This window comes from Paenalcaligenes sp. DL 309 (genome assembly GCF_057475285.1).
The window spans coordinates 326,457-350,452 of the sequence record NZ_JBYBKW010000002.1 but is presented as its reverse complement, the minus strand read 5'-3'; the positions used below and the strand labels follow the sequence as shown (position 1 = coordinate 350,452).

Below are 23,996 nucleotides of genomic sequence, written 5' to 3'. Positions count from 1 at the left end.
TTTAGTTGACATCTGTCAGGTGAGCTGGGTTTTGATGGTTCAGTGTAAAAATTTTATCAAAAACCAGTGTGAAGAAAAACGTATAGAGTAAAAAGAAGAGTAAAAGCGCGGCTTCCATGGAAATGGCTTTCCAAAGACTTACGCCATACCAAAGCATATACAAAGGGAGGCATATAAGAAAGAGCCCAGCCTCAAAACCCACAGCATGTATGCTGCGCACTCGAAAATTACGTGCCATGATTTGTTTGCGCTTTTCCCAGTGTTCAAAGCCGGTATTATAAATGTAATTCCAAATTACAGCAGCAGTTGACACGAGAATGGCTACAGGAAAAGACTCCCCGAACTCATCACTCCCACTGAGTATCATTAAGATAGGAGTCGATAGAAGAACGGCTAAAAGTTCAAAAACGCCCACGTAGAGCATACGACGTTTGAATGGAGTAAGAGTGATCAACGGAAACCTTTTAAGTATTTCTTGGTGCCGGAGCCGGAATTAAAGATCGATGTAAGCATACTAGATGAGACTACAAACAGCTAGCTAAACCTATACAAATCAAGGCCCTTTAAACAAAAAAATAGACCTCATTTGAGGTCTATTGATTATGCTCTGGTGCCCGAGGCCGGAATCGAACCGGCACCCCTTGCGGGATCGAATTTTGAGTCCGACGCGTCTACCAATTCCACCACTCGGGCACGTGCTGTCATCTCTTTGGTAGCAGCTAAGTAGGTAATTATATAGAGAGCTGTGGTTTTAAGCAAGAAATTTTGTCTACATAGAAGGAATAATTAACCACCTTTCACACACACTACTTGCTTCAAAATATGCAGCACTTCTACTAAGTCTTCTTGGTTTGCCATCACTTCATCAATGTCTTTGTAAGCAGCTGGTAATTCATCGAGTACGGCTTTATCTTTACGACTTTCCACGCCCTCAGTTTGTGCTATCAGATCATCTACAGTAAAGCGCTTACGGGCTTCGGTGCGGCTAAATTGACGGCCAGCGCCATGAGCGCACGAGCAGTAGGAATCTAAATTGCCTTTACCGCGCACAATATAGCTGCGCTGACCCATGCTACCAGGAATCACGCCTAAATCCCCCTCACGCGCACGAATAGCGCCTTTGCGGGTTACCCAAAGCTGCTTGCCGAAGTGTTCTTCCTGTTCTACGTAATTATGATGACAATTAATGGCTTCTTCGGTGACGTGGAAAGGCTTTTTAATTTCGCGGCGTATGGCGGCAATGGTTCTTTCCATCATCTCGCGGCGGTTTTCAAAGGCGTAGTCTTGGGCCCATTGCACGGCTTCTACGTAATCATCAAAATCCTCACTGCCATCAGATAAATAAGCTAAGTTACTATCAGGCAACGTAATATCTAGTGATTCCATGCGTTTTTTGGCTTTTTCAATGAAGTAACGGCCAATAAGATTCCCAATACCTCGTGAGCCAGAGTGCAACATCACCCAAACATCATCATTTTGATCTAAACAGAGCTCAATAAAATGATTGCCGGAGCCTAAAGTACCAATTTGGCGTTGGGCGTTGTTTTTTTCTAAAAGAGGGTGCTTGGCCATCAGTTGCTTAAGTCTATTGGCCAGCTCCGGGTCAAAATCAGGCATGTTTTTATGTTTATGTGTGCCTCCTGGTCCCATGCCTACGGGGATTACACGCTCAATTTGGCGGCGAATAGGAGCTAAGTTATCAGGTAAATCATTAGCGGTTAAAGAGAGGCGTACGGCATTAATACCGCAGCCAATGTCCACGCCTACGGCGGCAGGAATAACAGCGGTGTCTGTGGCAATCACACTGCCTACCGTAGCGCCAATGCCTACATGCACATCGGGCATAGCAACTACACCATGCGCGTGTACGAAGGGTAATCGGGATACATTTTTTAATTGTTCTAAAGCGTCTGGACTGATGTCATGCGTCCAGATTTTAATAGGTCTAGCGTTTTCTTCTTCAATAAGTTGTTTCATATATGTATAGCTATAGAGCTGATTTAGATGGTTTACGGGCCGTGGCGATTTTATGTGTGGTGTTATTTCACGCCTATCCACAGCTATTGCCGGGTGGGTTAATGGGCGTGGATTTGTTCTTCGTGTTGTCTGGTTATCTGATTACACAGCTTTTACAGCGCAAAAAAGTGTCATCGATTGCTGACATTTTGGGTTTTTATAAACATCGTCTACAGCGGCTGTATCCGCCTTTGTTATTGTTTTTGCTCATCATTTTGATGTTGGCGTACTTTGTGCTGAATACCTATCAGTATAGCGCACTGTGGAAATACGCGCTAAGTGCCAGTGTGTTCAGCACCAATTTGTACTTGGCAATAGATCAAGGAATCCTTAGTGACGCGTATGCTCATAATCCGTTTTTACACTTGTGGTCTTTAGGGATAGAAGGGCAGTTGTATTTGTTATGGCCTTTTTTAATGCTGTATAGGTACGGGTTGTTCGTAGCGGCTCTTTTAAGCATAGGCAGTGTAGGGGGGTTGTATGTTTTAGGAGCAGATAGTTGGTTATTTTATGCACCCAGTAGTCGATTATTTGAGATGGCAATGGGAGCGGCTATAGCCATGTATGGTCAAACGTTGCCGCCGCGTTTTGCAGCAGTTAGCAGTGGGTGCATAGTAGCCTGTTTTGTTTTCGGGTTGTTACTGATTACTCCTTATGTGCCTTATCCAAATATCACCGTGCTGTTGCCAGTGATAGCAGTGGCATTGTTTATTTTTAATTCTCCAAAAACTCCCCTAAACAGAGCATTAAGTGTTGGGCCTTTAGTGTATATAGGGCGTATTAGTTATAGTTGGTATTTGTGGCACTGGGGCTTATTTGCCCTATACCAATCACTCGCTCCTATGTGGTTATTGATAGGGCTGAGCCTTGGCTTAGCGGTGTTGAGTTATCACTTTGTAGAGTTGCCGCTGCAGCGTAAGCGACGTGCCAAGGCTTGAAATATTTCACTTCGTCCCCATATCCAACACAAATCAAGTATAGATATCCAATTCAAATAGTAAGATTCAATACAGATAACTTTTCAATTTTTGTGTAGATAAATTATGAGCCAAGTCGAACAACACACTGCGGAAACCCTGGGTTTTCAAACTGAGGTCAAACAGCTACTCAATTTAATGATCCACTCTTTGTATTCCAACAAAGAGATTTTCTTACGTGAGCTGATTTCTAACTCTTCTGATGCCTGCGACAAGCTACGCTTTGAATCCATCGATAACCCCGAGCTCTTAGAGGGCGATGCGGAAATGCGTATTCGCGTGGAGTACGATAAAGAAAATCGTACGGTTACCATTTCGGATAATGGTATTGGCATGACGCGCGATGAGGCGGTAGAAAATCTAGGCACCATTGCACGCTCAGGCACTAAAGAATTCTTTAGCCAGTTAACGGGTGATAAGCAAAAAGATGCACAGCTGATTGGTCAGTTTGGCGTGGGTTTTTACTCCTCCTTTATTGTGGCAGAAAAAGTATCTGTACTAAGTCGTAAAGCCGGTACGCCAGAAACCGAAGGCGTGCTGTGGGAGTCTGCGGGCCAAGGTGAGTTTGATGTGGCGCCGGCTGAAAAGGCCGACCGTGGTACCTCTATTACCTTGTATTTGCGTGAAGAAGAAGCCGAGTTTGCTGATGGATTCCGCTTGCGCTCTGTTTTGCGTATGTATTCCGATCATATCTCTTTGCCAGTACAAATGCGCAAAGAAGAGTGGGATGAAGAAAAGCAAGAGCAAGTGAAATCCAATGATTGGGAAACCGTTAACCAAGCTAATGCGCTATGGACACGCTCCAGAAATGAAATTGAAGATGAGCAATACATTGAGTTTTATAAGCACATTGCGCATGATTTTGAAGACCCACTGGCTTGGTCACATAATCGCGTAGAAGGTCGCACTGAGTACACACAGCTTTTATATGTGCCTAAACGCCCTCCTTTTGATATGTGGGACCGTGATGCTAAACATGGCGTGAAGTTGTATGTAAAACGTGTTTTCATCATGGATGATGCTGAGCAATTACTGCCTAACTATCTACGTTTTGTGCGTGGAGTCATTGATTCGGCTGATTTACCCCTCAACGTATCACGTGAAATCTTGCAAGAAAGCCGTGATGTGCGCTCCATACGTGAAGGTTCAGCCCGCCGTGTCCTCAGCTTATTAGAAGATTTGGCCGAAAATCAATCTGATAAATATGCGGAGTTCTGGCAGAACTTTGGTCAAGTATTGAAAGAAGGTGTGGGCGAAGACTCGGGTAATAAAGAACGTATTGCCGGCTTATTACGTTTTGCCTCTACACATAATGATTCTGATGTGCAGAATGTGTCCTTCGCTGATTACATTTCTCGCATGAAAGAAGGTCAAGACAAGATTTATTATGTGACGGCTGACTCGTATTCCGCAGCAAAACATAGCCCACACCTCGAAGTCTTTAAGAAAAAAGACATAGAGGTCTTATTACTGAGCGAACGTGTAGACGAATGGATGCTGTCTTTCCTCACCGAATTTGAAGATAAAGCGCTGGTCTCAGTGGCCAAAGGCGGCTTAGATTTGGCCGATCTAGCTGATGAAGAGGACAAAGAAAAGCAAGAGAAGGTTGCAGAAGAACTCAAACCTTTCATAGAGAAGTTAAAGTCAGCGCTTGGTGACAGAGTAAAGGAAGTGCGTACCACTAGCCGTTTGGTTGATTCTCCCGCTTGTGTGGTGGTGGATGAAAACGAAATGAGCCCGCATTTGTTGCGTATGTTGCAAGCGGCGGGCCAACCTGCACCAGACATCAAACCCATTTTGGAGATTAATCCAGAGCACACGCTTATTAGTCATATTGATGCAGCTAATGAAGATGATTTTGCCGATTGGGCCGCGGTACTTTTAGATCAAGCCATGCTGGCTGAAGGCGCCGCTTTAGATGAACCTGCTGCCTTTGTGCAGCGTATGAACCGTTTGTTATTGAAAAAATAACGCGTTCTACGTTTAATTGAAAAAGGCGATGCATTTTTGCATCGCCTTTTTGTTGCCTAAAATCTACAATGAAAAAATTAAAAGAAATGGGTTTGCGTTTGCTAATGATAATGATTATCATTTGATCTTCTTGTTTAATCTTTAACAAAATTAACAAATCGCATCACGGAGAGCAGTTTGATGTCTAGCAACCAAACCCTACTTTATACGGCTATTTGCAGCGCACTTAGTTTACCGGCCTTAGCGCAAACCACAGAAAGCAGTAATACAAATGCTGTACAACAAATGCAAACCATTTCGGTGGAAGCCGCTCCTTTGGAAGGCTATCAAGCCCCTGAGGTGCAGTCTCCTAAAATGACTGCTCCCCTTTTAGATACACCACGCACCATTAACATCATCCCAGAAAAACTCATCAAAGACCGTGGGGCGACTTCTTTACAAGATGTATTGCGTGCTACACCGGGTGTTACCTTAGGCTCAGGAGAGGGTGGTACGCCCACGGGTGACAGACCCTTCATTCGTGGCTATGAAGCCAGTACCGATATTTTTATTGATGGCGTGCGCGATTATGCCCGTGGCTCTCATGAAACCTTTAATCTTGAGTCGATAGAGGTGATGAAAGGGCCAAGCTCTGCTTATACAGGCCGCGGCGGTACCGGTGGTAGCATTAACCTAGTGACTAAAACTCCACACTTGGGGAATGCGGCTGAAGGGACTGCAGGCATTGGTAATGGCGGTCAATATCGATTAACTGTAGATGGTAACTACCAGTTTTCTGATACCGGAGCTATGCGCTTAAACCTGATGCGTACAGGTGGTGATATGCCGGGCCGCAATACCGTGAAAAAAGACCGTTGGGGGATAGCACCTTCGGTGGCCTTTGGTTTAGGTACGCCTACGCGCGTTATTTTGAGCTACTCGCATATAGAAAATAATGATACCCCTGATATGGGTATCCCTTTTAAAAATGACGCTAACCCAGATCGTACACGTCCTATAAAAGTGGATAGAGATAATTTTTATGGTCGTGATAATGCCGATTTTCGTAAAAATAAATTTGATACGGCTACAGCACAAATTGAACATGACCTCAATAGCCAAATCACCGCGCGTAACACCACCCGTTATGGGAAAAGTTTAAACCATTATCTTTTCACTCGACCCTCGTTTGACAATTGTGCTGCTGGAGATACAGGCGCTTGCGCCACTGAAGGACCTGGTTTGCTGTTTACCCGTGCAGACCGTATGCGTTGGCGGGAAAGTAAAAACCTCATTAACCAGACCGATGTGTATGGCACCTTTGATACGGGCAGCTTAACGCATAGCTTCACCGCTGGGGTAGAGTTCAGTAAAGAAAGTATTTACACCAAAGCCATGAGTGGTGGCCCAGGTAGTGATACTGATTCTTTCTGGAACCCAAACCCACATCGTCCTTATAGTTTTGATATTGGTTATGGGCCCAAGACCAAAGATGGGGATATTAAAACACAGTCAGTGTATGTGTTTGATACCATCGATCTTAATGAGCAATGGTCTTTAAATGCCGGAGTGCGTTATGACCGTTTTAAAGTCTCCAAAGAAGAGTCAATGGGACGAAATGGCATAGATCCTGCAGACAGTAACACGAGCAATATGTTTAATTACCAAGCGGGGGTGGTGTATAAACCCGTAGAAAATGCGTCTATTTATTTGTCTTATGGTACCTCGTCTAACCCTGCCGGAGAGAACTTAGGTCAAGCCGGTGGCGCTGACGGTCCAGCGGGCGGTGCAAAAATTTACGATCTCAAGCCAGAGAAAAGTCGCTCATGGGAGCTAGGAACGAAGTGGGATGTGATGGATGAGCGCTTGTCATTAGGCGCTGCTATATTCCAAACAGATAAAACTGATGCTCGTTCCACCGATCCGCTCACGGGTGATGTGACCTTAGATGGTAGCAATCGTGTGCGTGGTTTTGAGCTTAGCGCTAATGGTAGTATTACACCTAAATGGGATATTTGGGCGGGTTATACTTATCTAGATCCTAAAATTAAAAAATACCGTAATGGTGATAAGGTGTTTGATGGCAATCAAGTGAAATTTATTGCTAAACACAGTGCCACATTATGGACTACCTATAAAGTGCACCCTCAATGGACCGTAGGTGGCGGTGCCACGTATGTGGGTTCACGTTACGTAGATGATGCCAACATTTACAGCTTGCCCTCCAGTACGGTGTATGATGCGATGGTGAATTATGACGTCACCAAAGATTTCAGCTTACAGGCAAATATCAATAACATCACTAATACCCGTGTGTATGATGCGTCCCACGTAGGTTTATTTGCGAATGTTGGGCCCGGTCGTTCTTACATGTTAAATGCCACATATCGTTATTGATTGTTGATTACAGGTAGGTTTTTGTAAATATGTTGATTCGAATCCCCCAAGTCTTAACGCCTGAACAAGTGCAAGACTGCAAACAGGCTCTACTCTCCGCGCAATGGGAAGATGGCAAAAAAACTGCGGGCTATTTGGCCCAAGGAGTGAAAGCCAACTTACAGTTGCCTGTAGACAGTGTTATTGCGCAGCAGGTGGGGGATTTTTTACTGCATATTTTGCATAATAATCCCACCTATGTGTCGGCGGTATTACCCGCTAAGATACTGCCGCCACGCTTTAACTGTTACCAAGGTGGCGGCACGTACGGTAATCACATCGATAATGCCATTTTTCCCATAGTGGGTACCGCAGAACGTCTGCGCAGTGATGTGTCTTCTACCTTGTTTTTCAGTGAACCTGATGAGTACGAAGGCGGTGAACTCATTATTGAAGACACTTATGGTACGCAAAGTATCAAGCTAAATGCTGGTGACATGGTGGTGTATCCAGGCACCAGTTTGCATCGTGTAAATCCGGTGACTAAAGGCAGCCGCTTAGCTTCTTTTTTCTGGGCGCAAAGTATGGTGCGCCAGGCCCATAAGCGCAGTATTTTATGGGACTTAGATCAAAGTATTCAGGCGATTGCGGCAAATGATGTTGACGATCCTCATTTGGCCAAGCTAAGTGGGGTTTATCATAATTTATTACGCGAATGGGCGGAAGTTTAAGGCATGGTACATATACCCACAAATATAGCGGCTGTTAATGACTACCTGCCTTATGCTAAAGCCAGTATGAGTCCTCAAGCCTGGGCGTATTTTAGTGGTGGTGTGGCCGATGAAAAATTACTGAATCGTAATATTAATGCAGCAGAAAACTATCAGATTTGGCCACGTGTATTACAAGATTTTTCTGCAGCAAATACCCGATTCACCCTTCAAGGGACGAATCAGGAATACGATTTTCCTATATTTTTAGCACCCGTGGCTTACCAGCGTATGGCCCACCCAGATGGCGAAGTGGCTTCCGCCCTTGCGGCATCTGCCATGCAAACCCCATTTATTATCAGTATGCAAGCTTCGGTAGACTTGCAAACATTGGTGCAGCATGCCCCAGGGCCGCAGTGGCTGCAGTGGTATTGGCAAACAGATGTCGATGCAAGCCAACGTCTTTTAGATCAGGCTGTAGCCTTAGACATAGAAGCCATAGTGCTCACCGTTGATGCTCCTATTAATGGCGTACGTAATACCGAGCAACGTGCCCAGTTTGTACTTCCCGAAGACATAGAGGCCGTCAATTTACGTGGTATTAAACAACGGGCTTTGCCCCGCTCCGAAGCAGGACAAAGCCCGTTGTTTGGCAGCAGTTTTTTAACCACAGCACCACGATGGGAAGATGTGGCTACATTTATCACTCAATGCCCTTTACCCGTTTATCTTAAAGGTGTTTTACACCCGGCAGATGCAAAAAAAGCAGTGCAAATCGGTGCAGCAGGTATTATTGTGTCAAATCATGGAGGGCGTGTTTTAGATCTGATGCCCACTGCTTTGCAAGCACTTCCCGCGGTAGTGCAAGCTGTGGCGGGGCAAATACCAGTACTTATGGATGGTGGTATTCGGCGTGGCACCGATGTTTTTATTGCTTTAGCGCTAGGAGCGCAGGCGGTATTAATAGGGCGGCCGTATATTTATGCGTTGGCAGTGGCAGGAGCTGCCGGTGTGGCCCATGTATTACATTTACTACGCACTGAGTTAGAAGTCACCATGGCTTTAGCAGGCTGTGCCACCTTAGCAGACATCAGACACGCGGAAATAAGTTCAAAGCCAACGCCGTTTTCCTAGCATAGTGTGACCAATTAAAAGCGGGGCCGGGGTCAGTTTTACGGCCAGACGCTATATGCTCATGACCGCGTATAGCGCGCAACGGATAATGCTGATCTAAAACGCGAGTTAATTCTGCTAAGCGAGAGTATTGGGCCTCGGTATAAGGAGTATGATCTGCTCCTTCTAACTCCACCCCTATAGAAAAGTTATTACAACCTTCCACCCCATGAAAAGTGGATATGCCGGCATGCCAAGCGCGATCCGCTGTAGAGACGAACTGTACTAAGTGGCCATCCCTACGTATAAAAAAATGTGCAGAAACCGTGACGCCGCGTATGTTTTCAAACCAAGCGTGCTCGTCAAAATCGAGCTGATTTTGAAAAAATTGCACTACAGCATCGCCATGAAATTGATTGGGTGGCAGACTAATTCCATGTATTACTAGTAAATAAGGGCGCAAACCCACCGGGCGTAGATCGTAGTTGGGTGAGGGGGCAAGCTGTACGCTATTTTGCGGTAGTAGCCAGCCTGTTTTATCGAGCTCTAGCAGTGGTGGGCTCATAGCCTTTAAGAGCGCGTGCCCAGCTTGGCGTGCTCTAGGCTGCACCAAGTATGGTTATTACTCATCAGCGCTTCAGACCTTGGCAGATAAATACCGCAGTGCGCGCAGCGTACCATTTCTTCTGAGCCTTGAGGCGCTGGGGCTTTATCTTTACGTGGTGGTGCAATAAAGGGTTTTTTTTGTGTGACTATGCGTGTAATAAATAAAGCGGCAATAATAACCACTGCCCATAATAATAATTTACCCAAGAGAACCTCGCTCTAAAATAACATCCATCACAAAACGACTACCGGTATAAGCTAATAATAAAAAGGCAAAGCCAGCTAACGTCCAGCGTAAAGCCACACGCCCACGCCAGCCGCGTATACGTCTACCTATGAGCAAACCACCAAACGTTAACCAAGATAATAAGGTAAATAAGGTTTTATGGTCTAATGGTAGTAATTGATTATCAATCCGTAATGATACCGCCATCCCGGTAATAACGGTTAAAGTGAGTGCAATAAAAGCCGTGCGTATGAGCCTAAAGAGCAAGTCTTCTTGCACCATTAATGGCGGCATACTGTCTAGCGCTCTGTACCAAGTGTTTTGCTGGCCTACGGCTTGTACTGGGCGGTGTAACTGCCTATCAAGCACCGTAATAAATATAGCGTGCATAGCAGCCACACCGGCTAGGCCATAAGCGGCTAGAGCAATCAGTAAGTGAATACCTAGCCAGTCATTCTTAGTGTGGTGTACAAGTATACCCTCAGGGAAAAGCAAGGTAACTGAGCTGACTATCATGGCGGTAGGTAGTAATATAAGAAGTAAGCTATCTAAGCGTAAATATAGGCTTTCAAACCAAAACACCACCATACCTAGCCATAATGCAGCAGATAATGCGATGGCCCACCCTATATATAAGCCTTGTGGCATGTTTATGGATAATAACAGCCCTATACCATGAATAATGATAGCAACTAATAAACCCGCTCTAAATAAGCGGTTTAAGTGCGGAGCGCGTTGGTGCTTTTGTATGGGCAGCCATAGCGCCAAGGCCAATATGCCATAGGCAAGAGCCGCCAATCCATGAAATACTATACTTACAGACATATTAATCGACAGGGTAGGTAAAGGTTTTCAGGCACCATGCCACAGTAAACCATATTCAATCTGTCTCCTCATTCTTTAGTTTAAGCGAAACCAGCCTTATGTTTGAAAATCTTACTCAGCGTATGTCACGTGTTGTAAAAACAATGCGTGGCCAAGCTAGACTAACCGAAACCAATACTCAAGAGATGCTGCGTGAAGTGCGTATGGCATTGCTTGAAGCCGACGTATCTTTACCCGTAGTCCGTGACTTTATTGCTAGCGTTAAAGAGCAAGCTCTAGGTCAAGAAGTGGCCGATTCCTTAAATCCTGGCCAAGCTTTGGTGGGGATTGTAGACAAAGAGCTAGCCAAGCTCATGGGAGGGGACTTAGGCGAGCATGCAGCAGAGCTTTCTTTAGCCACCCAGCCACCAGCCGTTATTTTAATGGCTGGTTTACAAGGTGCAGGTAAAACCACTACAACTGGTAAGCTTGCTAAGTGGCTTAGTGAAGGTGGCCACACGCATAACGGTCGCAAAACCGGCAAAAAGAAAGTGTTAGTGGTGAGTGCTGACGTGTATAGGCCTGCAGCCATAGATCAGCTTGAAACGGTAGCAGGCCAAGTAGGGGTGGATTTTTTACCTACCAGCTCATCTGAAAAACCTGCCGATATTGCAGTGCGCGCTGTAGATCATGCTCGTAAACAGCACTATGATGTATTAATTCTAGATACTGCCGGTCGCTTAGGTATTGATGAAGCCATGATGCAAGAAATACGCTTGCTTTATGATACCGTAAAGCCTATAGAGACATTATTTGTGGTTGATGCCATGCAGGGGCAGGATGCGGTTAACGTAGCTAAAGCTTTTGGAGATGCGCTGCCTTTAACCGGTATAGTGCTTACCAAGCTGGATGGTGACTCGCGTGGTGGCGCTGCCTTATCGGTACGCCATATTACAGGCAAGCCATTAAAGTTTGTAGGGGTGTCAGAAAAATTAGATGGTCTAGAGCCTTTCCACCCTGAACGTATGGCACAGCGCATTTTAGGCATGGGTGATATCGTTAGTTTGGTTGAGCAAGCACAACGTAATATCGATATTTCCGAAGCTGAGAAAATGGCCACTAGAATTAAAAGTGGCGATAAATTTGATCTAAACGATTTTAAAGATCAGTTGCAGCAAGTGAAAAAAATGGGTGATATGGGTTCTTTGTTGAAAAAGCTACCCGCGCAGTTTGCCTCGGCGGCAGAGCAACTTCAAGGCGGTGAAGCTGATCAACAAATGCGTAGAACCGAAGGCATTATTAATGCCATGACGCCAGCCGAGCGTGCAAGACCCGAAATCATCAAAGCCTCTAGAAAACGTCGTATTGCTTTGGGGTCTGGCGTGCCTGTTCAAGAGGTAAATCAGATGCTCAAGCAGTTTGAGCAAATGCAAGGGGTGATGAAGAAAATGAAGGGCGGCGGCATGGCTAAAATGATGCGCGCCATGGGTGGCATGGGCGGTTTAGCCGGTGGCGGCATGAGTGGGATGATGAGTGGCCTTGGCGGTATGTTAGGCGGCGGCCGTGGTGGCAGTAAAGGGGGTGGTAAAGGCCGTAAAGGCAGACGCCGCCGCTAAGACTGTTAGTTTTAGCTCTCTAGGTCAGGAATACGTAGTACCTGGCCTGGATAAATTTTATCGGGATGTGTGAGCATAGGGGTATTGGCCTCAAAAATAACGTTATATTTGCCGCCATTGCCCTTGCCGTACATTTCTTCGGAAATTTTCCATAAAGTATCACCTGCTTTTACGGTGTACATGCGGGCTTCAGTACTGGGTTTTGCCACTTCTAATTTGTTTTCCACCTCAGAAACACCCATGGTATTGCCTAAAGCTAAGGTGATTTTTTCTGCCTGTTCAGTAGTAAGTGCTGAGCCTGTTACTGTGACTTTCTCACCATCTACCTGTACATCAATGCCCTCGGCGTCAAGTTTGTGTTTAGCGAGCTCTTTTTTGAGCTCTTCGGGCTGAGCGGGTTTGGTATCGCTGCTACCCATGATTTTCTCACCAACGTTTTTTAAGAAACTAAAAACACCCATAATAAACTCCGGTCCGTAATTAATAAAAAAGACTTAGGCTTTTATTATGCCTATAAGAACTTAAATTAACCACCACCGACGGCCACCACAATTTCCAGCTGATCGCCATCATTTAAAGAAGTAGTGGCATGCTGACTTTTAGGCACGATCTCACCATTTAGCTCTATAGCTATGCGTTTGTCTACATAACCTAGTTCAGAAATCAGCGCTAAGATGGTTTTGGCTGTGCAGTTTCGGCTTTCACCATTAAGAATAATTTGCATTTGTTTACGACTCCAGTTGTATTTTTGTAGGATTTGGCTGCAAGTTACGCGTAAAGAGTAGATCCCAAACACCATGACCTAAGTTTAGACCGCGTGTTTCAAATTTGGTTTGAGGACGGTAATCGGGACGTGGAGCAAAACCATCATGCTTATTGTCTAGTAACTCACTGGTAGATAAGACTTCTAGCATTTGCTCGGCATAATGCTCCCAATCAGTGGCGCAGTGTATGTAGCCGCCAGGAGCCAGTCTAGAGGCTAAAAGCTCAATAAAAGGAGGTTGTATGAGTCTGCGCTTATGATGGCGCTTCTTGGGCCAAGGGTCGGGGAAGTAGATATGCACCCCAGCTAAGGTGGCAGGTAAAATCATATCACGCAGCACTTCCACCGCATCGTGCTGAATAATACGAATGTTTTCTACATGATTGTCTTCAATACGTTTGAGTAAAGCGCCCACACCGGCAGGGAATACTTCTACACCAAGGAAGTTATCTTCCGGGCGAGCTTGGGCAATTTTGAGGGTGGTTTCCCCCATGCCAAAACCAATTTCCAAGATAGTAGGAGCTTCACGTTTATAGGTATGGGTAAGGTCTATAATTTCTTTACGATGCTCAATACCCCAAACAGGTAATAAACGATCAAAGGCGTCTTTTTGACTAGGGGTCATGTGTGCACGGTGCGACACAAAGCTTTTAATATGACCGAAGTCTTTGGGTTTTTTTTCAGAATTCATGGGGCAAGGGTTAAACTTTGAGTTATAATACAAGACTTAGATGCTTTTATTAGTGCGTTGCGGGTGTAGTTTAATGGTAAAACGAAAGCTTCCCAAGCTTTAGTCGAGGGTTCGATTCCCTTCACCCGCTCCATTTTTAAGTTGATTCTTTTTTATGCTCTTCCACATCTATCGGATCAAAGTGAGTCATCACATCTAATACCGGTAGGGCATCAATCACGCGTTTACGCGCATCTTCCGCTATATCATGGCCTTGAGCAATGGTTAAAGTAGCATCCATTTCTAGATCCACCTCCACCCAAATCATATCGCCTAGTTTACGCGTTTTGAGATCGTGTATGCCATAGAGCCCCGGCGTTTCTAGTAATAGTTTTTCGATTTTGGCTTCGGTTTCATCGTCTACCGCTCTATCCATTAAGTCTTTAAAGGCTTCAACAAAAAAGCGCCAACCCATACGAAAAATGATGAGCCCCACTATTAAAGCGGCTAAAGGGTCCGCGATAGGCAGGCCCATAATATTTGCCACAATAGCAATGGCCACCACCAAAGAAGAGGCAGCATCAGACCTGGCATGCCACGCATTGGCAGCTAACATAGTAGAGCGTACTCGTTTGGCTACGCTGAGCATATACCTAAAGAGTAGCTCTTTAGCTACCAAAGCCAAGATGGCAACCGGTAAAGCAATGAGATGAACGGTTTCTATTAATCCGGGATCTTGTAGCTTTAAAAAACTGCGCCAAAGCATCCCGAGACCTACTATTAATAAAATCACTCCCACAGCTAAAGTGGCAGCAGTTTCAAAGCGCCGGTGGCCATAAGGGTGATTGGCATCAGGAGCCTTTGTGCTGTGTTTATTAGCAAAGAGCACAATCCCATCAGAGACCAAATCTGATAGGGAGTGAATGGCGTCAGCCACCAAAGCTTGTGATTTGGCAATAATCCCAATGACAAGCTGCAGTATAGACAATGTGATATTAACAGCCACACTGACTAAGGTAGAACGCTTGGCTGCTTGGCTACGTTCTAGATCTAAATTATGATTTTTTTCCACAGAATTCGAGTAATAATTAACTGATGCGCATACCAGGGGTAGCGCCAGAGTGTGGCTCCAGAATGTAAAGCCCTGGATTGGATTTTTCATCAGCGTGGCTGGCAGCTAAGACCATCCCCTCAGAAACACCAAAGCGCATCTTACGAGGAGCAAGATTAGCCACTAGCACAGTTAGTTTACCAACTAAGTCTTCGGGCTTGTAGGACGATTTAATGCCAGAGAATACTTGACGCAATTTGCCCTCATCAACATCTAGCATGAGGCGTAATAATTTATCGGAGCCTTCCACCTCGGTGCACTCTACAATCTTCGCCACACGTAAATCTAGTTTTGCGAAGTCTTTGATATCTATCGTTTCTGCAATGGCTTCACCCCCGGGAGTGACGACTTCTTCTTCAATCTCCGGCATTTCTAAGAGGGCATCCATTTGTTTAGCGTCTACCCGCTGTAATAAATGTTTAAAACGAGCAATGTGTGTAGGTAGCTCTGCAGCATCAGACCAAACGAAGGTGCGGTCCATGCCAAAGAGATCAGTGGCTACGCGTTGCGCTAAGGTAGGCACAATGGGAGCCAGCATTACAGACAATGCTTTAAAACCGGCAAGAGCGCGAGAACAAATATCTTGCAGCTGAGCTTTGGTGTCTTCCGAAGCGTCGGCTATACCCTTGGCAAGCACCCAAGGCTTAGCAGTATCAAAGGCCTGATTGATGTTGTCAGCGAGCGCCATAATTTGGCGTACTGCACGGCCGTATTCACCTATTTCTAAGTTATGACTCACGGCTTTAGCTATTTCAGACAGTTCGGCTTCCATAGTTGCTGTATCACCCACATACCCCAGATTACCGTCAAAAAACTTGCCAATGAAATTAGCAGCACGGCTGGCGATATTAACGTATTTACCCACTAAATCACTATTAATGCGAGCGATAAAATCATCGGGATTGAAATCCACATCTTCCACGTGGGAATTAAGCTTGGCAGCGATGTAATAGCGCATCCATTCGGCATCCATGCCGAGATCTAAGTAACGCAACGGATCAATGCCAGTGCCGCGGCTTTTGGACATTTTTTCACCACTTAAAGTGATGAAGCCATGCACACGTAATGCGTCAGGCGTTTTGCGGCCAGAGAATTTAAGCATGGCAGGCCAAAAAAGCGCATGGAAGTACACAATGTCTTTACCAATGAAATGTACTTGCTCAGTATTGCCTTCTGGATCAACGATAGCATCAAAATCTAAGCCTTCTTTTTTGCAGTAAGATTTTAAGGAGGCTAAATATCCCACTGGCGCATCTAGCCACACATAAAAGTACTTACCGGGGGCGTCAGGAATGGGAATGCCAAAATAGGGCTCGTCGCGAGAAATATCCCAGTCTGTGAGGGCAGCTTCTCCGTCTTCGTTACTTAGCCATTCGCGTGTTTTTGCTAATACCTCAGACTGTAAACGTGGCCTGCCATCAGGGGCAGTGCCTGTGGTCCAGTCTTGGAGAAACTCCACGCAACGAGGGTCAGAAAGCTTAAAGAAAAAGTGCTCAGAAGAGCGCAGTTCAGGACGGGTGCCACTCAGCGTGGAGTACGGCTCAATGAGATCAGTAGGAGAGTAGACAGAACTACAGGCTTCGCAGTTATCACCGTATTGCTCTTTAGCGTGACAGGAAGGGCACTCACCTTTGACGTAGCGGTCAGGTAAAAACATGCCTTTAACCGAATCATAAAACTGTTCAATAACGCGCGATTCAATAAAGCCGGCAGCTTTAAGGGCTTTGTAGATGCCTTGTGATAGCTCAACGTTTTCAGGGGAATTCGTACGGTGCCAGTGATCAAAGGCAATATGAAAGCCGTTTAGGTATTGCGGACGCTCAGCGGCTACTCGCTCAACCAACTCATCTGGAGTAATGCCTTCACTTTGGGCCTTTAGCATAATAGGCGCGCCGTGTACGTCATCAGCACCTACGAAATGCACCGTATGGCCAGACATTCGCATAGAACGCACCCATATATCGGCTTGTATGTATTCCATAATATGACCGATGTGGAAGGAACCATTAGCATAAGGGAGTGCAGTAGTAACGAATATCGTGCGCGACATATAACTAAAACCTATAAAGGGAAATAGCCCGCACTAGGCGAGCTTATTGAATAAAATAGATAAAACCACAGTTAAAGAAGCATAGCAGATGCGATGCCAGAACGTGAGTTTTTAAGGAATTTCACGCATTTCTACATCGGTGACGTTTTGCGTATTACGGCCACTAGAGGTAGTCTGAGAGACATCTTTACTGCTAAAGCTCGGGCGAGTTTTACTACGTCTGCGCTGATCCCAGTAGGATTTAATGGCAAAGGGGCGGCCACTTATACGAGCCACTATGTATAAAATGGCCACAGCAAGAGCTGTAGACACCATAAAAACAACTGCCATCAACATCCCTACAATGGTCAGTACAAAGAAGAGAGCGGAGCGTAAAATCTGGTTTAATGTATTCATAATAATGTATGACAACTTTTGAAGAAATTAATTCCATTAATTTCTTTAATTTCCTCGAATGCGCTATGTTATGCCAATACAATGGTGTTAGATAGCGTACAAGTCATTTTTTAGGGCCTTTTATCAATGACAATGAGTGTAAGTAACGAACAAATACTAACGGTGTTAGCTGATGTAATTGACCCGAATACCCATAAGAAAATTGAGGTGTCCGGCGAAGCGTGTACTTTAGATCTACAAGGTACGAACCTTACAGTAAGCTTAACACTGTCCTACCCCATTTATGACCCAGATGGGGTCTTAAAGCAACGAATTCAAGAGGTATTAACCCCTTTAGGGCTAAATTTAGAGAAATTAACGGTATATGCCCGGGTGGAAACCCATGCTGTACAAGAAAGCTTAAGGCCTATTCCCAATGTACGCAATATTATTGCTGTGGCATCAGGTAAAGGTGGCGTTGGTAAAAGTACAACTTCTGTAAACTTAGCTTTAGCTTTGGCTCAACAAGGCGTTAAAGTAGGTTTGTTAGATGCGGATATCTATGGGCCCAGCGTGCCTATTATGCTTGGTATTGATGAGCGTCCGCGCTCTATAGATGGTAAATCCATGAAACCTTTAGAGGCACATGGAATACAAACCAACTCTTTAGGTTTTTTAATGAAAGATGATGCGCCCGCTATTTGGCGTGGGCCCATGGCAACACAAGCCTTAACGCAGCTTATTATGCAGACGGCTTGGCATGATTTAGATTATCTTATAGTAGATATGCCTCCCGGTACCGGTGATATTGCATTAACTATGGCGCAGAAAATTCCCTTGGTGGGTGCAGTCATTGTAACTACGCCTCAAGACATGGCGTTGGCTGATGCACGCAAAGGCTTACGTATGTTCCAAGAAGTAAACGTACCCGTATTGGGTATAGTAGAAAATATGTCTATGCATATTTGCACAAACTGTGGTCATGCTGAGGCTATTTTTGGTCAGCATGGGGGTAAAGAAATGGCAGAGAAATACAATGTGCCTTGGTTGGGAGCTCTACCTTTAGCCATGTCTATACGTGAGCAAACTGATTCCGGTGCACCGACTGTGGTGTCTGCTCCAGACAGTGCTGAGGCGCGTCTGTACCATGAGATAGCCACCAAGGTTGCCGCTAGGGTAGCTGGTTTACCCGGCGATGCTTCATGGAAGCGTCCTAAGGTTGTTCCTCGTCCTTTGTAACTTTTAAAGAAGGTAATCGCATGCGTGTTCGCGCCTTAGTTGCGGCTTTGATTCTTGTACCCTTGCTCGCATGGGCCGAGCGCGTGCCTGAGGATTCAGCAGCCCCCGAAGTGGTGATTGATCCGGGTGGCGTAGGACCTGAGGCTTTAAAGGCTATTTACGGGGCCGTAGATGCGATTACTCGCTTAGCTGAAGATCAAGACTTAGACGAGATTTCTAGGTTGCGCAGGCGCGCTTATGATGCCACTTTATCAGCCTTACAAACCCAAGGCTATTATGACCCAGTGGTCACCCTAGAGGTAGGGGAAGATTACAAGGGTGAAACGTGGGACATCATCATTGAACCCGGGGAGCGCACACGCGTAAAAGAAGTCACTATTGATTTTACCGGTCAAATTACCGAACCAGAGTTTGAACAACGGGTAGAGACAGCGCGTGCCGATTGGCCATTAAAAAAAGACGATATTTTTATTAATAGCCAATGGTCTAATGCCAAATCAGATCTCTTGCAAAGCGTGAAAATAAAAGACTTTTATTACGCGCGCTACTTACATACGGAAGCCTTGGTGGTGGCAGATAAAGGCACCGCAGATTTAGATCTAGCTATTCATAGTGGCCCCCGAGTGCGGATGGGCACCTTACAAACCTCAGGCTTAAAACGGGTGCCCAAAAGCCTAATTGAGCGTTATGTAAAGTATCAGCCAGGAGAGCCTTACGATCAAGAAAAACTAGATGAATGGCAACAGGCGTTACAGTCCACCAACTTTTTCCGTGGAGCCTTTGTTACTTTAGAGGAAGAGGCCGCAGCACAAAAAGTGCGTGAAGATGGTGAAGTGGAGTTGCCCGTATTGGTTCGGGTAACAGAATCCCCTGCGCGTCGCTTCACAGGCTCTATAGGGGTGGATAGTGATCACGGGATACGTGTAGAAGGGCTGTATGTGCATAATATCGTCTTTAACCAACCCGTATGGACAGAAACGGGTATAGGTGTAGATAAAGACCGCCAACGTTTTTTCTCAGACGTGCATTTGCCCCCTACCTATAAAGGGTTTAGAAATAGTGCGGGGGTGTTGTATGAGCACCAAGACATTGAAGGACTAAAGCAGACTCGAGCGGCTGGTGGCGTAAAAACCCAGTACGATTTTAACACCAGTGGGCGCGCCACCTATGAAAGCAAAGCCAGTTTAATGGCGGTATTAGATGAAAGCAAAGTGCGCGGTGAAGCCGAAACCTATAGAGGTAAATCCATAGAGGGCACACTGCAGGTTTTACGAGTCAATGTGGATGATAAATATGATCCACGTGAAGGTAATTTATTTGATGTAGGTCTAGGTATTAACTATCCCATTGGTAATGGTTCTAACAAAGACATTTTGTATAGAGCTGGCTTGCGGGCGCAACAATGGATCCCTGTGGGTAAATACGATGTGATTATGTTGCGGGGTGAAGTGGGGAAGGTGTGGCCTAAAACAAACCGAATCCCCATGGGCTTTGGCTACCGTACCGGTGGAGCACGTTCTATACGAGGCTATAAATACCGAAGTATTGGTTTAAGACGCAATTCTGCCGTGGTGGGGGCGCCGACTTTAGCGGTATTAAGTGCGGAGTATCAGCATTTTATTAAACCAGAAATTGGTATTAATTTCTTTGTTGATGTGGGTGATGCCAACGAATCCTTTAAAGAAATGACGCCTTATGTAGGTTATGGCGTTGGCGCCACGGTACGCACCCCTGCAGGCCCTTTGTATGTTGACTTAGCTTATGGTCAAAAAACACAAGACATACGTTTACACTTCTCTTTAGGGATTGCCTTTTAATGCGTTTACGTCGTCTATTCCGTCACGTGCTATTTTGGGGTATACCCATTGTAGCAACGCTATTGTTAATCATTACAGGTTTTCTCTATTGGCTGGTGGCTACACCCACAGGGACTCGTTGGGTCTTAAATACAGCCGCTGTACAGTTTGAGGGTGAAAGTCGTGGCGTACAAGGTAGCTTTTGGCATGGTTTAAGCTTTGAACACTTGCGTTTACATTTACCAGATGAGTTAAATCTAGAAGTAGATGGGGCGCACGTAGAAGTTGATTGGCCACAATTATGGCAAAGTAAGCAGCTATTAGTGAAAGATTTGTCTGCACAGCGCGTGGCAGTGCAGATGGACGGGGAGCCCAAGCCAGAAGACCCGAATGCCCCTGCTTTCGAAATGCCAGAGTTACCTATATCTGTGCAGGTAGGCCGGTTAGCTTTAGGTGAGTTGGCGTTTTCACAGCAAGGTGAAAAGCTGCCTGTAGATCTCAGCCAATTACGCTTAGATGCAGAAGTGTTTTTGAATAATGACGGCGCGCAGCTGGATTTACGTTCAGCACGCGTGGGTTACGAAGACATGTGGTTAGATGTGGATGGCACGGCCAAGCTCACTGAGTTTGCAGCACCGTGGAGTAGCACAGCTGCCCTTTATGTGCGAGCTTCCAGTGACAGCAATGAAAGTCCTTTATGTTTAGATCAATACCTGCCTGAGCATTTACGAACGTCAGGAGTGGAATTGCGCACCCCCGAAGCGCCTTTATGCACCGTAAATGTGAAAGCCAATTGGGAAGGTTCGTTAGATGAGGCTACTGTCACTCTAAAAGGCGGAGGCCAAGGCATTGATTTAGATGCCATAGCAAACTTAGCGCTGAGCCAAGGTTTTCCGTTGCGTGATACTAGTATTAAAATGGCTTTACCCGATGGTTCTGATATGGATTTTGATTTGGCTTGGCAGAGTAATGCGAATGAGGCAGACATAGACCATCTAAGTGGCTCTATTCAGGCGCGTGATTTTAATGTGGGAGCATGGCTTCCGGATATGGATTTACCCGCTAAAATTACTTTAGCGGGTGATTATTCCGCCCAACTTAGTGCATCTGCTACCCAGCTAGAACAAGCGCATATTGATTTAACTATAGCCGAAGGTAGCCGTTGGAATGGGCAGGTTCTGCAAGGCCATGTGATCGCGGATGTGGGGAGACTAAAAGAGGTTGAGGTCCCCGAGTTGTGGCAGGCTTATACGATTAAAGATAGTGACATAGATCTACAAATAGGTAGTAATCAGTTGCAAGTCAATGGAGGGTTTGGTTTAGCTGAAGACAAATTAAAAATAGCAGTTAATGCGCCAAACATTCAAGATTTATGGCCTGACTTAACGGAGATTGGTGCCACTAAACTCGAAGCGCAATTAACTGGCAGTGTTTTTAAGCATACGCTACAAGCGCAGTTGCAACACATATTAAAAGCAGAAGATAAAGACGCGAAGCTAGGCAATGGGCCTGTAGAAGCTCAGTTTCAGTTGCATGGAGAGCTAGATATTAACAGCAATACGCCCAGTTGGCGTGGTCAAATAGATACTATTTCAGCCGAGCATGCTGGCTTAGGCGCAGCTATTGCCCAAGCTTTTCCTGTAGATGTGCGCCTACCTTCCACAGAACAAAAGCTAGCCCTTGATATAGGCGCTTTTGATATACAAGCCACTTTTGATAAGAAGCCTTGGCTTAGATTTCATAATGATCGTATCCATCTAGACAATGAGGGCTTTAGTGCTAAAGGCCATTCAGACCCCGTTACTATTTCACCTAAACGGATTACGGCGTTATTGCAACGCTTAGGCTTAGAAGAAGAAAAGGCAGAGCGTGGAGGCATTGTAGATAAACGTGAGCCCATTAGGGTTAAAGATCTAGTGTTGCAGTTAGAATGGGATGTGGCACTTAAAGACGCGCTAGCGGGGAAAATACGTTTACATCGTTTAGATGGCGATATTATTGTGCCGGCTGAGCCGCCACTGCCTTTAGGCCTAAAAAATGCCGATGTGGTGATTAATATTAATCCTGGCGCTGGCGGGCGCAGTGTGATCGATGCTGAGGTCATGATTCAAACAGCTAAAATGGGGTATGTAAAAGCCACAGGAAGCACGCCTATTTATTACAGCAAAGAGAGCGGTTTTGATATACGGGATGCAGATCGCAAAGAGGTGGTCGTTGATGCCCATATGGATAGTTTGGCTTGGACTAGCTTAATTCTAGGCGATGAAATGGGAGTGGGCGGGGAGTTGGTTGCAAATATGCGCCTCTATAGCACTCCTAGCGGAGGCTTTGAGACAGAAGGTGAGATAACCGGTCACCATTTAAAAATCACACGCTTAGATGATGGAGTACGTTTGCTAGATGGCGAGCTTAAAGCCAGCTTAAATAACGATCGTTTTACCGTAGAGAAACTCTATTTTCCGGCTCAGCTGCGAGTTGAACCCAAAGAATGGCGTACTGCCACGTGGATTAGTGAAAATGAAGACGCTAAAGACGGTTATCTGTCTATTACAGGTTATTGGGATTTAGAGCAAAATACCGGTGATTTTGATGTAGACTTGCATCGTTATCCCATCTTGCAGCGCGCTGATCGTTATGCCATGGTGTCTGGTGATTTACACATGAAAGCGGTGCTACCGCAAATTAATATAACGGGTAAAATCACGGCTGATGCGGGTTGGTTTGATTTAGATATGCTAGGGGGAATTCCTACCGTTGATAGTGATGTGGTGGTTATACGTTCTACCGATCCCATTAAAGAAAAAAGTGAGGATGATCCTGCGCCCATAGATATATCGATGAACTTAGATGTGGATTTAGGGCCACGATTTTATTTGACAGGCTACGGAGTTAACTCCGGTCTTATTGGTCAGATAAATCTACAAATGATAGATAGCCAAATCACTGCTTTAGGTGCCTTTAACACCCGAGGGGGTGCGATAGAAGTCTACGGCCAACGTTTGCAGCTACGTAGAGGTACCGTTACTTTCCAAGGGGATATAGCTAATCCTATCCTGGATATTCAAGCCCTACGTACTGGGTTGGCAGTAGATGCCGGTGTTAAAGTAGGCGGTACTGCGCGCAAACCTAAAATTACTCTGATATCTGTACCAGAGGTATCTGAGTTAGAGAAGTTGTCTTGGCTTTTGTTTGGGCATGGGCCAGACGAAGCCGGAGGGGATTTAGCCTTACTCGTATCGGTAGGTAGCTCAATGTTAAGTGATGGTGAGCCTTTTTATAAACGCTTTGGTATTGATGAGATTTCTATGCGTTCTGGTGAGTTAGGGGGGGCAGGGAGCATTTTGCCAGCCACTAGCACTGCCAGTACCTTAGAGACAGAAATCAGTGATGTGGAACGTAGGTTCATTCAAGCCACTAAAGCCTTAAGCTCAAATGTGACTATAGGTTTACGTCAGGCCTTATCTGATACCGGCACAGTGGGGCGCGCCACTTATAAATTAACGCGCCGCTTAACCGCTGAGTTGAGTGTAGGAACGGTGAGTGGTTTAGCCTTAACGTACCGTTGGTTTTCCAGAGATTAAAGATTAAACGAGTAGAG

At 45.5% G+C, this 23,996-nt stretch carries 20 protein-coding genes and 2 tRNA genes; 10 read left to right on the top strand and 12 right to left on the bottom strand.

Going from position 1 to position 23,996, the window contains the following annotated elements; all coding sequences use genetic code 11:
* Position 1 precedes the first annotated feature (1 nt).
* The 3 genes from AC2UZJ_RS04360 to AC2UZJ_RS04350 all read right to left on the bottom strand — a co-directional run bounded on the left by AC2UZJ_RS04360 (position 2) and on the right by AC2UZJ_RS04350 (position 1,977).
* Entirely contained in the window at positions 2–454 is a 453-nt protein-coding gene (locus tag AC2UZJ_RS04360; RefSeq protein ID WP_486948888.1) for a PACE efflux transporter, read from the bottom strand.
* A gap of 154 nt (positions 455–608) precedes the next feature.
* Positions 609–693 (bottom strand) — tRNA-Leu (locus tag AC2UZJ_RS04355).
* A gap of 93 nt (positions 694–786) precedes the next feature.
* Positions 787–1,977 carry an RtcB family protein gene (locus tag AC2UZJ_RS04350; RefSeq protein ID WP_486948887.1) on the bottom strand — a complete coding sequence of 397 codons (1,191 nt, stop codon included), beginning with the start codon at positions 1,975–1,977 and terminating at the stop codon, positions 787–789.
* A 2-nt stretch (positions 1,978–1,979) separates the two neighbouring features.
* Here AC2UZJ_RS04350 and AC2UZJ_RS04345 point away from each other — a divergent pair, with 2 nt between their 5' ends.
* From AC2UZJ_RS04345 to AC2UZJ_RS04325, 5 genes are all read left to right on the top strand, one after another.
* Positions 1,980–2,954, top strand: a complete 975-nt coding sequence (locus tag AC2UZJ_RS04345) for an acyltransferase family protein (protein ID WP_486948886.1) — start codon at positions 1,980–1,982, stop codon at positions 2,952–2,954.
* 105 nt (positions 2,955–3,059) lie between these two features.
* A complete protein-coding gene (gene htpG / locus AC2UZJ_RS04340) occupies positions 3,060–4,964 on the top strand; it encodes a molecular chaperone HtpG (protein WP_486948885.1) in 1,905 nt (634 codons plus the stop codon).
* A gap of 180 nt (positions 4,965–5,144) precedes the next feature.
* Positions 5,145–7,340 carry a TonB-dependent receptor gene (locus AC2UZJ_RS04335; RefSeq protein ID WP_486948884.1) on the top strand — a complete coding sequence of 732 codons (2,196 nt, stop codon included), beginning with the start codon at positions 5,145–5,147 and terminating at the stop codon, positions 7,338–7,340.
* A gap of 29 nt (positions 7,341–7,369) precedes the next feature.
* Positions 7,370–8,050, top strand: coding sequence for a Fe2+-dependent dioxygenase (locus AC2UZJ_RS04330; RefSeq protein ID WP_486948883.1), 681 nt, complete (start codon positions 7,370–7,372; stop codon positions 8,048–8,050).
* A gap of 3 nt (positions 8,051–8,053) precedes the next feature.
* Positions 8,054–9,163 carry an alpha-hydroxy acid oxidase gene (locus tag AC2UZJ_RS04325; protein ID WP_486948882.1) on the top strand — a complete coding sequence of 370 codons (1,110 nt, stop codon included), beginning with the start codon at positions 8,054–8,056 and terminating at the stop codon, positions 9,161–9,163.
* Here AC2UZJ_RS04325 and ampD read toward each other — a convergent pair.
* The 3 genes from ampD to AC2UZJ_RS04310 are packed head-to-tail and all read right to left on the bottom strand — an operon-like array spanning position 9,120 to position 10,799.
* On the bottom strand, positions 9,120–9,707 hold the full coding sequence (gene ampD, locus AC2UZJ_RS04320; RefSeq protein ID WP_486948881.1) for a 1,6-anhydro-N-acetylmuramyl-L-alanine amidase AmpD: 588 nt from the start codon (positions 9,705–9,707) through the stop codon (positions 9,120–9,122). The two genes, AC2UZJ_RS04325 and ampD, sit on opposite strands and share 44 nt — an antisense overlap.
* A gap of 5 nt (positions 9,708–9,712) precedes the next feature.
* Positions 9,713–9,955, bottom strand: a complete 243-nt coding sequence (locus AC2UZJ_RS04315) for a PP0621 family protein (protein WP_486948880.1) — start codon at positions 9,953–9,955, stop codon at positions 9,713–9,715.
* A complete protein-coding gene (locus AC2UZJ_RS04310) occupies positions 9,948–10,799 on the bottom strand; it encodes a cytochrome C assembly family protein (RefSeq protein WP_486948879.1) in 852 nt (283 codons plus the stop codon). The genes AC2UZJ_RS04315 and AC2UZJ_RS04310 overlap by 8 nt, the downstream gene beginning before the upstream one ends.
* Before the next feature lie 98 nt (positions 10,800–10,897).
* Between AC2UZJ_RS04310 and ffh the strand changes: the two genes are divergently transcribed.
* Complete coding sequence (ffh, locus tag AC2UZJ_RS04305) at positions 10,898–12,394, top strand: signal recognition particle protein (RefSeq protein ID WP_486948878.1); 1,497 nt, start codon at positions 10,898–10,900, stop codon at positions 12,392–12,394.
* Between the two features lie 11 nt (positions 12,395–12,405).
* Here the strand turns inward: ffh and lysM are convergent, their stop codons facing one another.
* The 3 genes from lysM to trmB form a co-directional block, all read right to left on the bottom strand.
* The gene (gene lysM / locus AC2UZJ_RS04300) at positions 12,406–12,855 is read right to left on the bottom strand and encodes a peptidoglycan-binding protein LysM (protein WP_486948877.1); all 450 of its coding nucleotides are present in this window, start codon (positions 12,853–12,855) and stop codon (positions 12,406–12,408) included.
* A 65-nt stretch (positions 12,856–12,920) separates the two neighbouring features.
* Positions 12,921–13,118 (bottom strand): sulfur carrier protein ThiS, encoded by a 198-nt coding sequence (gene thiS / locus AC2UZJ_RS04295; RefSeq protein WP_486948876.1) that lies wholly within the window; start codon positions 13,116–13,118, stop codon positions 12,921–12,923.
* A gap of 4 nt (positions 13,119–13,122) precedes the next feature.
* Entirely contained in the window at positions 13,123–13,848 is a 726-nt protein-coding gene (trmB, locus tag AC2UZJ_RS04290; protein ID WP_486948875.1) for a tRNA (guanosine(46)-N7)-methyltransferase TrmB, read from the bottom strand.
* A gap of 59 nt (positions 13,849–13,907) precedes the next feature.
* On the opposite strand from trmB, the gene AC2UZJ_RS04285 reads away from it, so the two are divergent.
* Positions 13,908–13,981 (top strand) — tRNA-Gly (locus tag AC2UZJ_RS04285).
* A gap of 3 nt (positions 13,982–13,984) precedes the next feature.
* Here the strand turns inward: AC2UZJ_RS04285 and AC2UZJ_RS04280 are convergent.
* The 3 genes from AC2UZJ_RS04280 to AC2UZJ_RS04270 form a co-directional block, all read right to left on the bottom strand.
* The gene (locus AC2UZJ_RS04280; RefSeq protein WP_486948874.1) at positions 13,985–14,899 is read right to left on the bottom strand and encodes a cation diffusion facilitator family transporter; all 915 of its coding nucleotides are present in this window, start codon (positions 14,897–14,899) and stop codon (positions 13,985–13,987) included.
* 16 nt (positions 14,900–14,915) lie between these two features.
* Positions 14,916–16,988, bottom strand: coding sequence for a methionine--tRNA ligase (gene metG / locus AC2UZJ_RS04275; RefSeq protein ID WP_486948873.1), 2,073 nt, complete (start codon positions 16,986–16,988; stop codon positions 14,916–14,918).
* Positions 16,989–17,099: 111 nt separating this feature from the next.
* A complete protein-coding gene (locus AC2UZJ_RS04270; protein ID WP_486948872.1) occupies positions 17,100–17,384 on the bottom strand; it encodes a hypothetical protein in 285 nt (94 codons plus the stop codon).
* A gap of 132 nt (positions 17,385–17,516) precedes the next feature.
* Between AC2UZJ_RS04270 and apbC the strand changes: the two genes are divergently transcribed.
* From apbC to AC2UZJ_RS04255, 3 genes are read left to right on the top strand one after another with little or no spacing between them, the layout of a single operon-like run.
* A complete protein-coding gene (gene apbC, locus AC2UZJ_RS04265) occupies positions 17,517–18,602 on the top strand; it encodes an iron-sulfur cluster carrier protein ApbC (RefSeq protein ID WP_486948962.1) in 1,086 nt (361 codons plus the stop codon).
* A gap of 20 nt (positions 18,603–18,622) precedes the next feature.
* Positions 18,623–20,419, top strand: a complete 1,797-nt coding sequence (locus AC2UZJ_RS04260) for an autotransporter assembly complex protein TamA (protein WP_486948871.1) — start codon at positions 18,623–18,625, stop codon at positions 20,417–20,419.
* Positions 20,419–23,979 carry a translocation/assembly module TamB domain-containing protein gene (locus AC2UZJ_RS04255; RefSeq protein ID WP_486948870.1) on the top strand — a complete coding sequence of 1,187 codons (3,561 nt, stop codon included), beginning with the start codon at positions 20,419–20,421 and terminating at the stop codon, positions 23,977–23,979. Before AC2UZJ_RS04260 ends, AC2UZJ_RS04255 begins: the two co-directional genes overlap by 1 nt.
* The last annotated feature ends 17 nt before the right edge of the window (positions 23,980–23,996 follow it).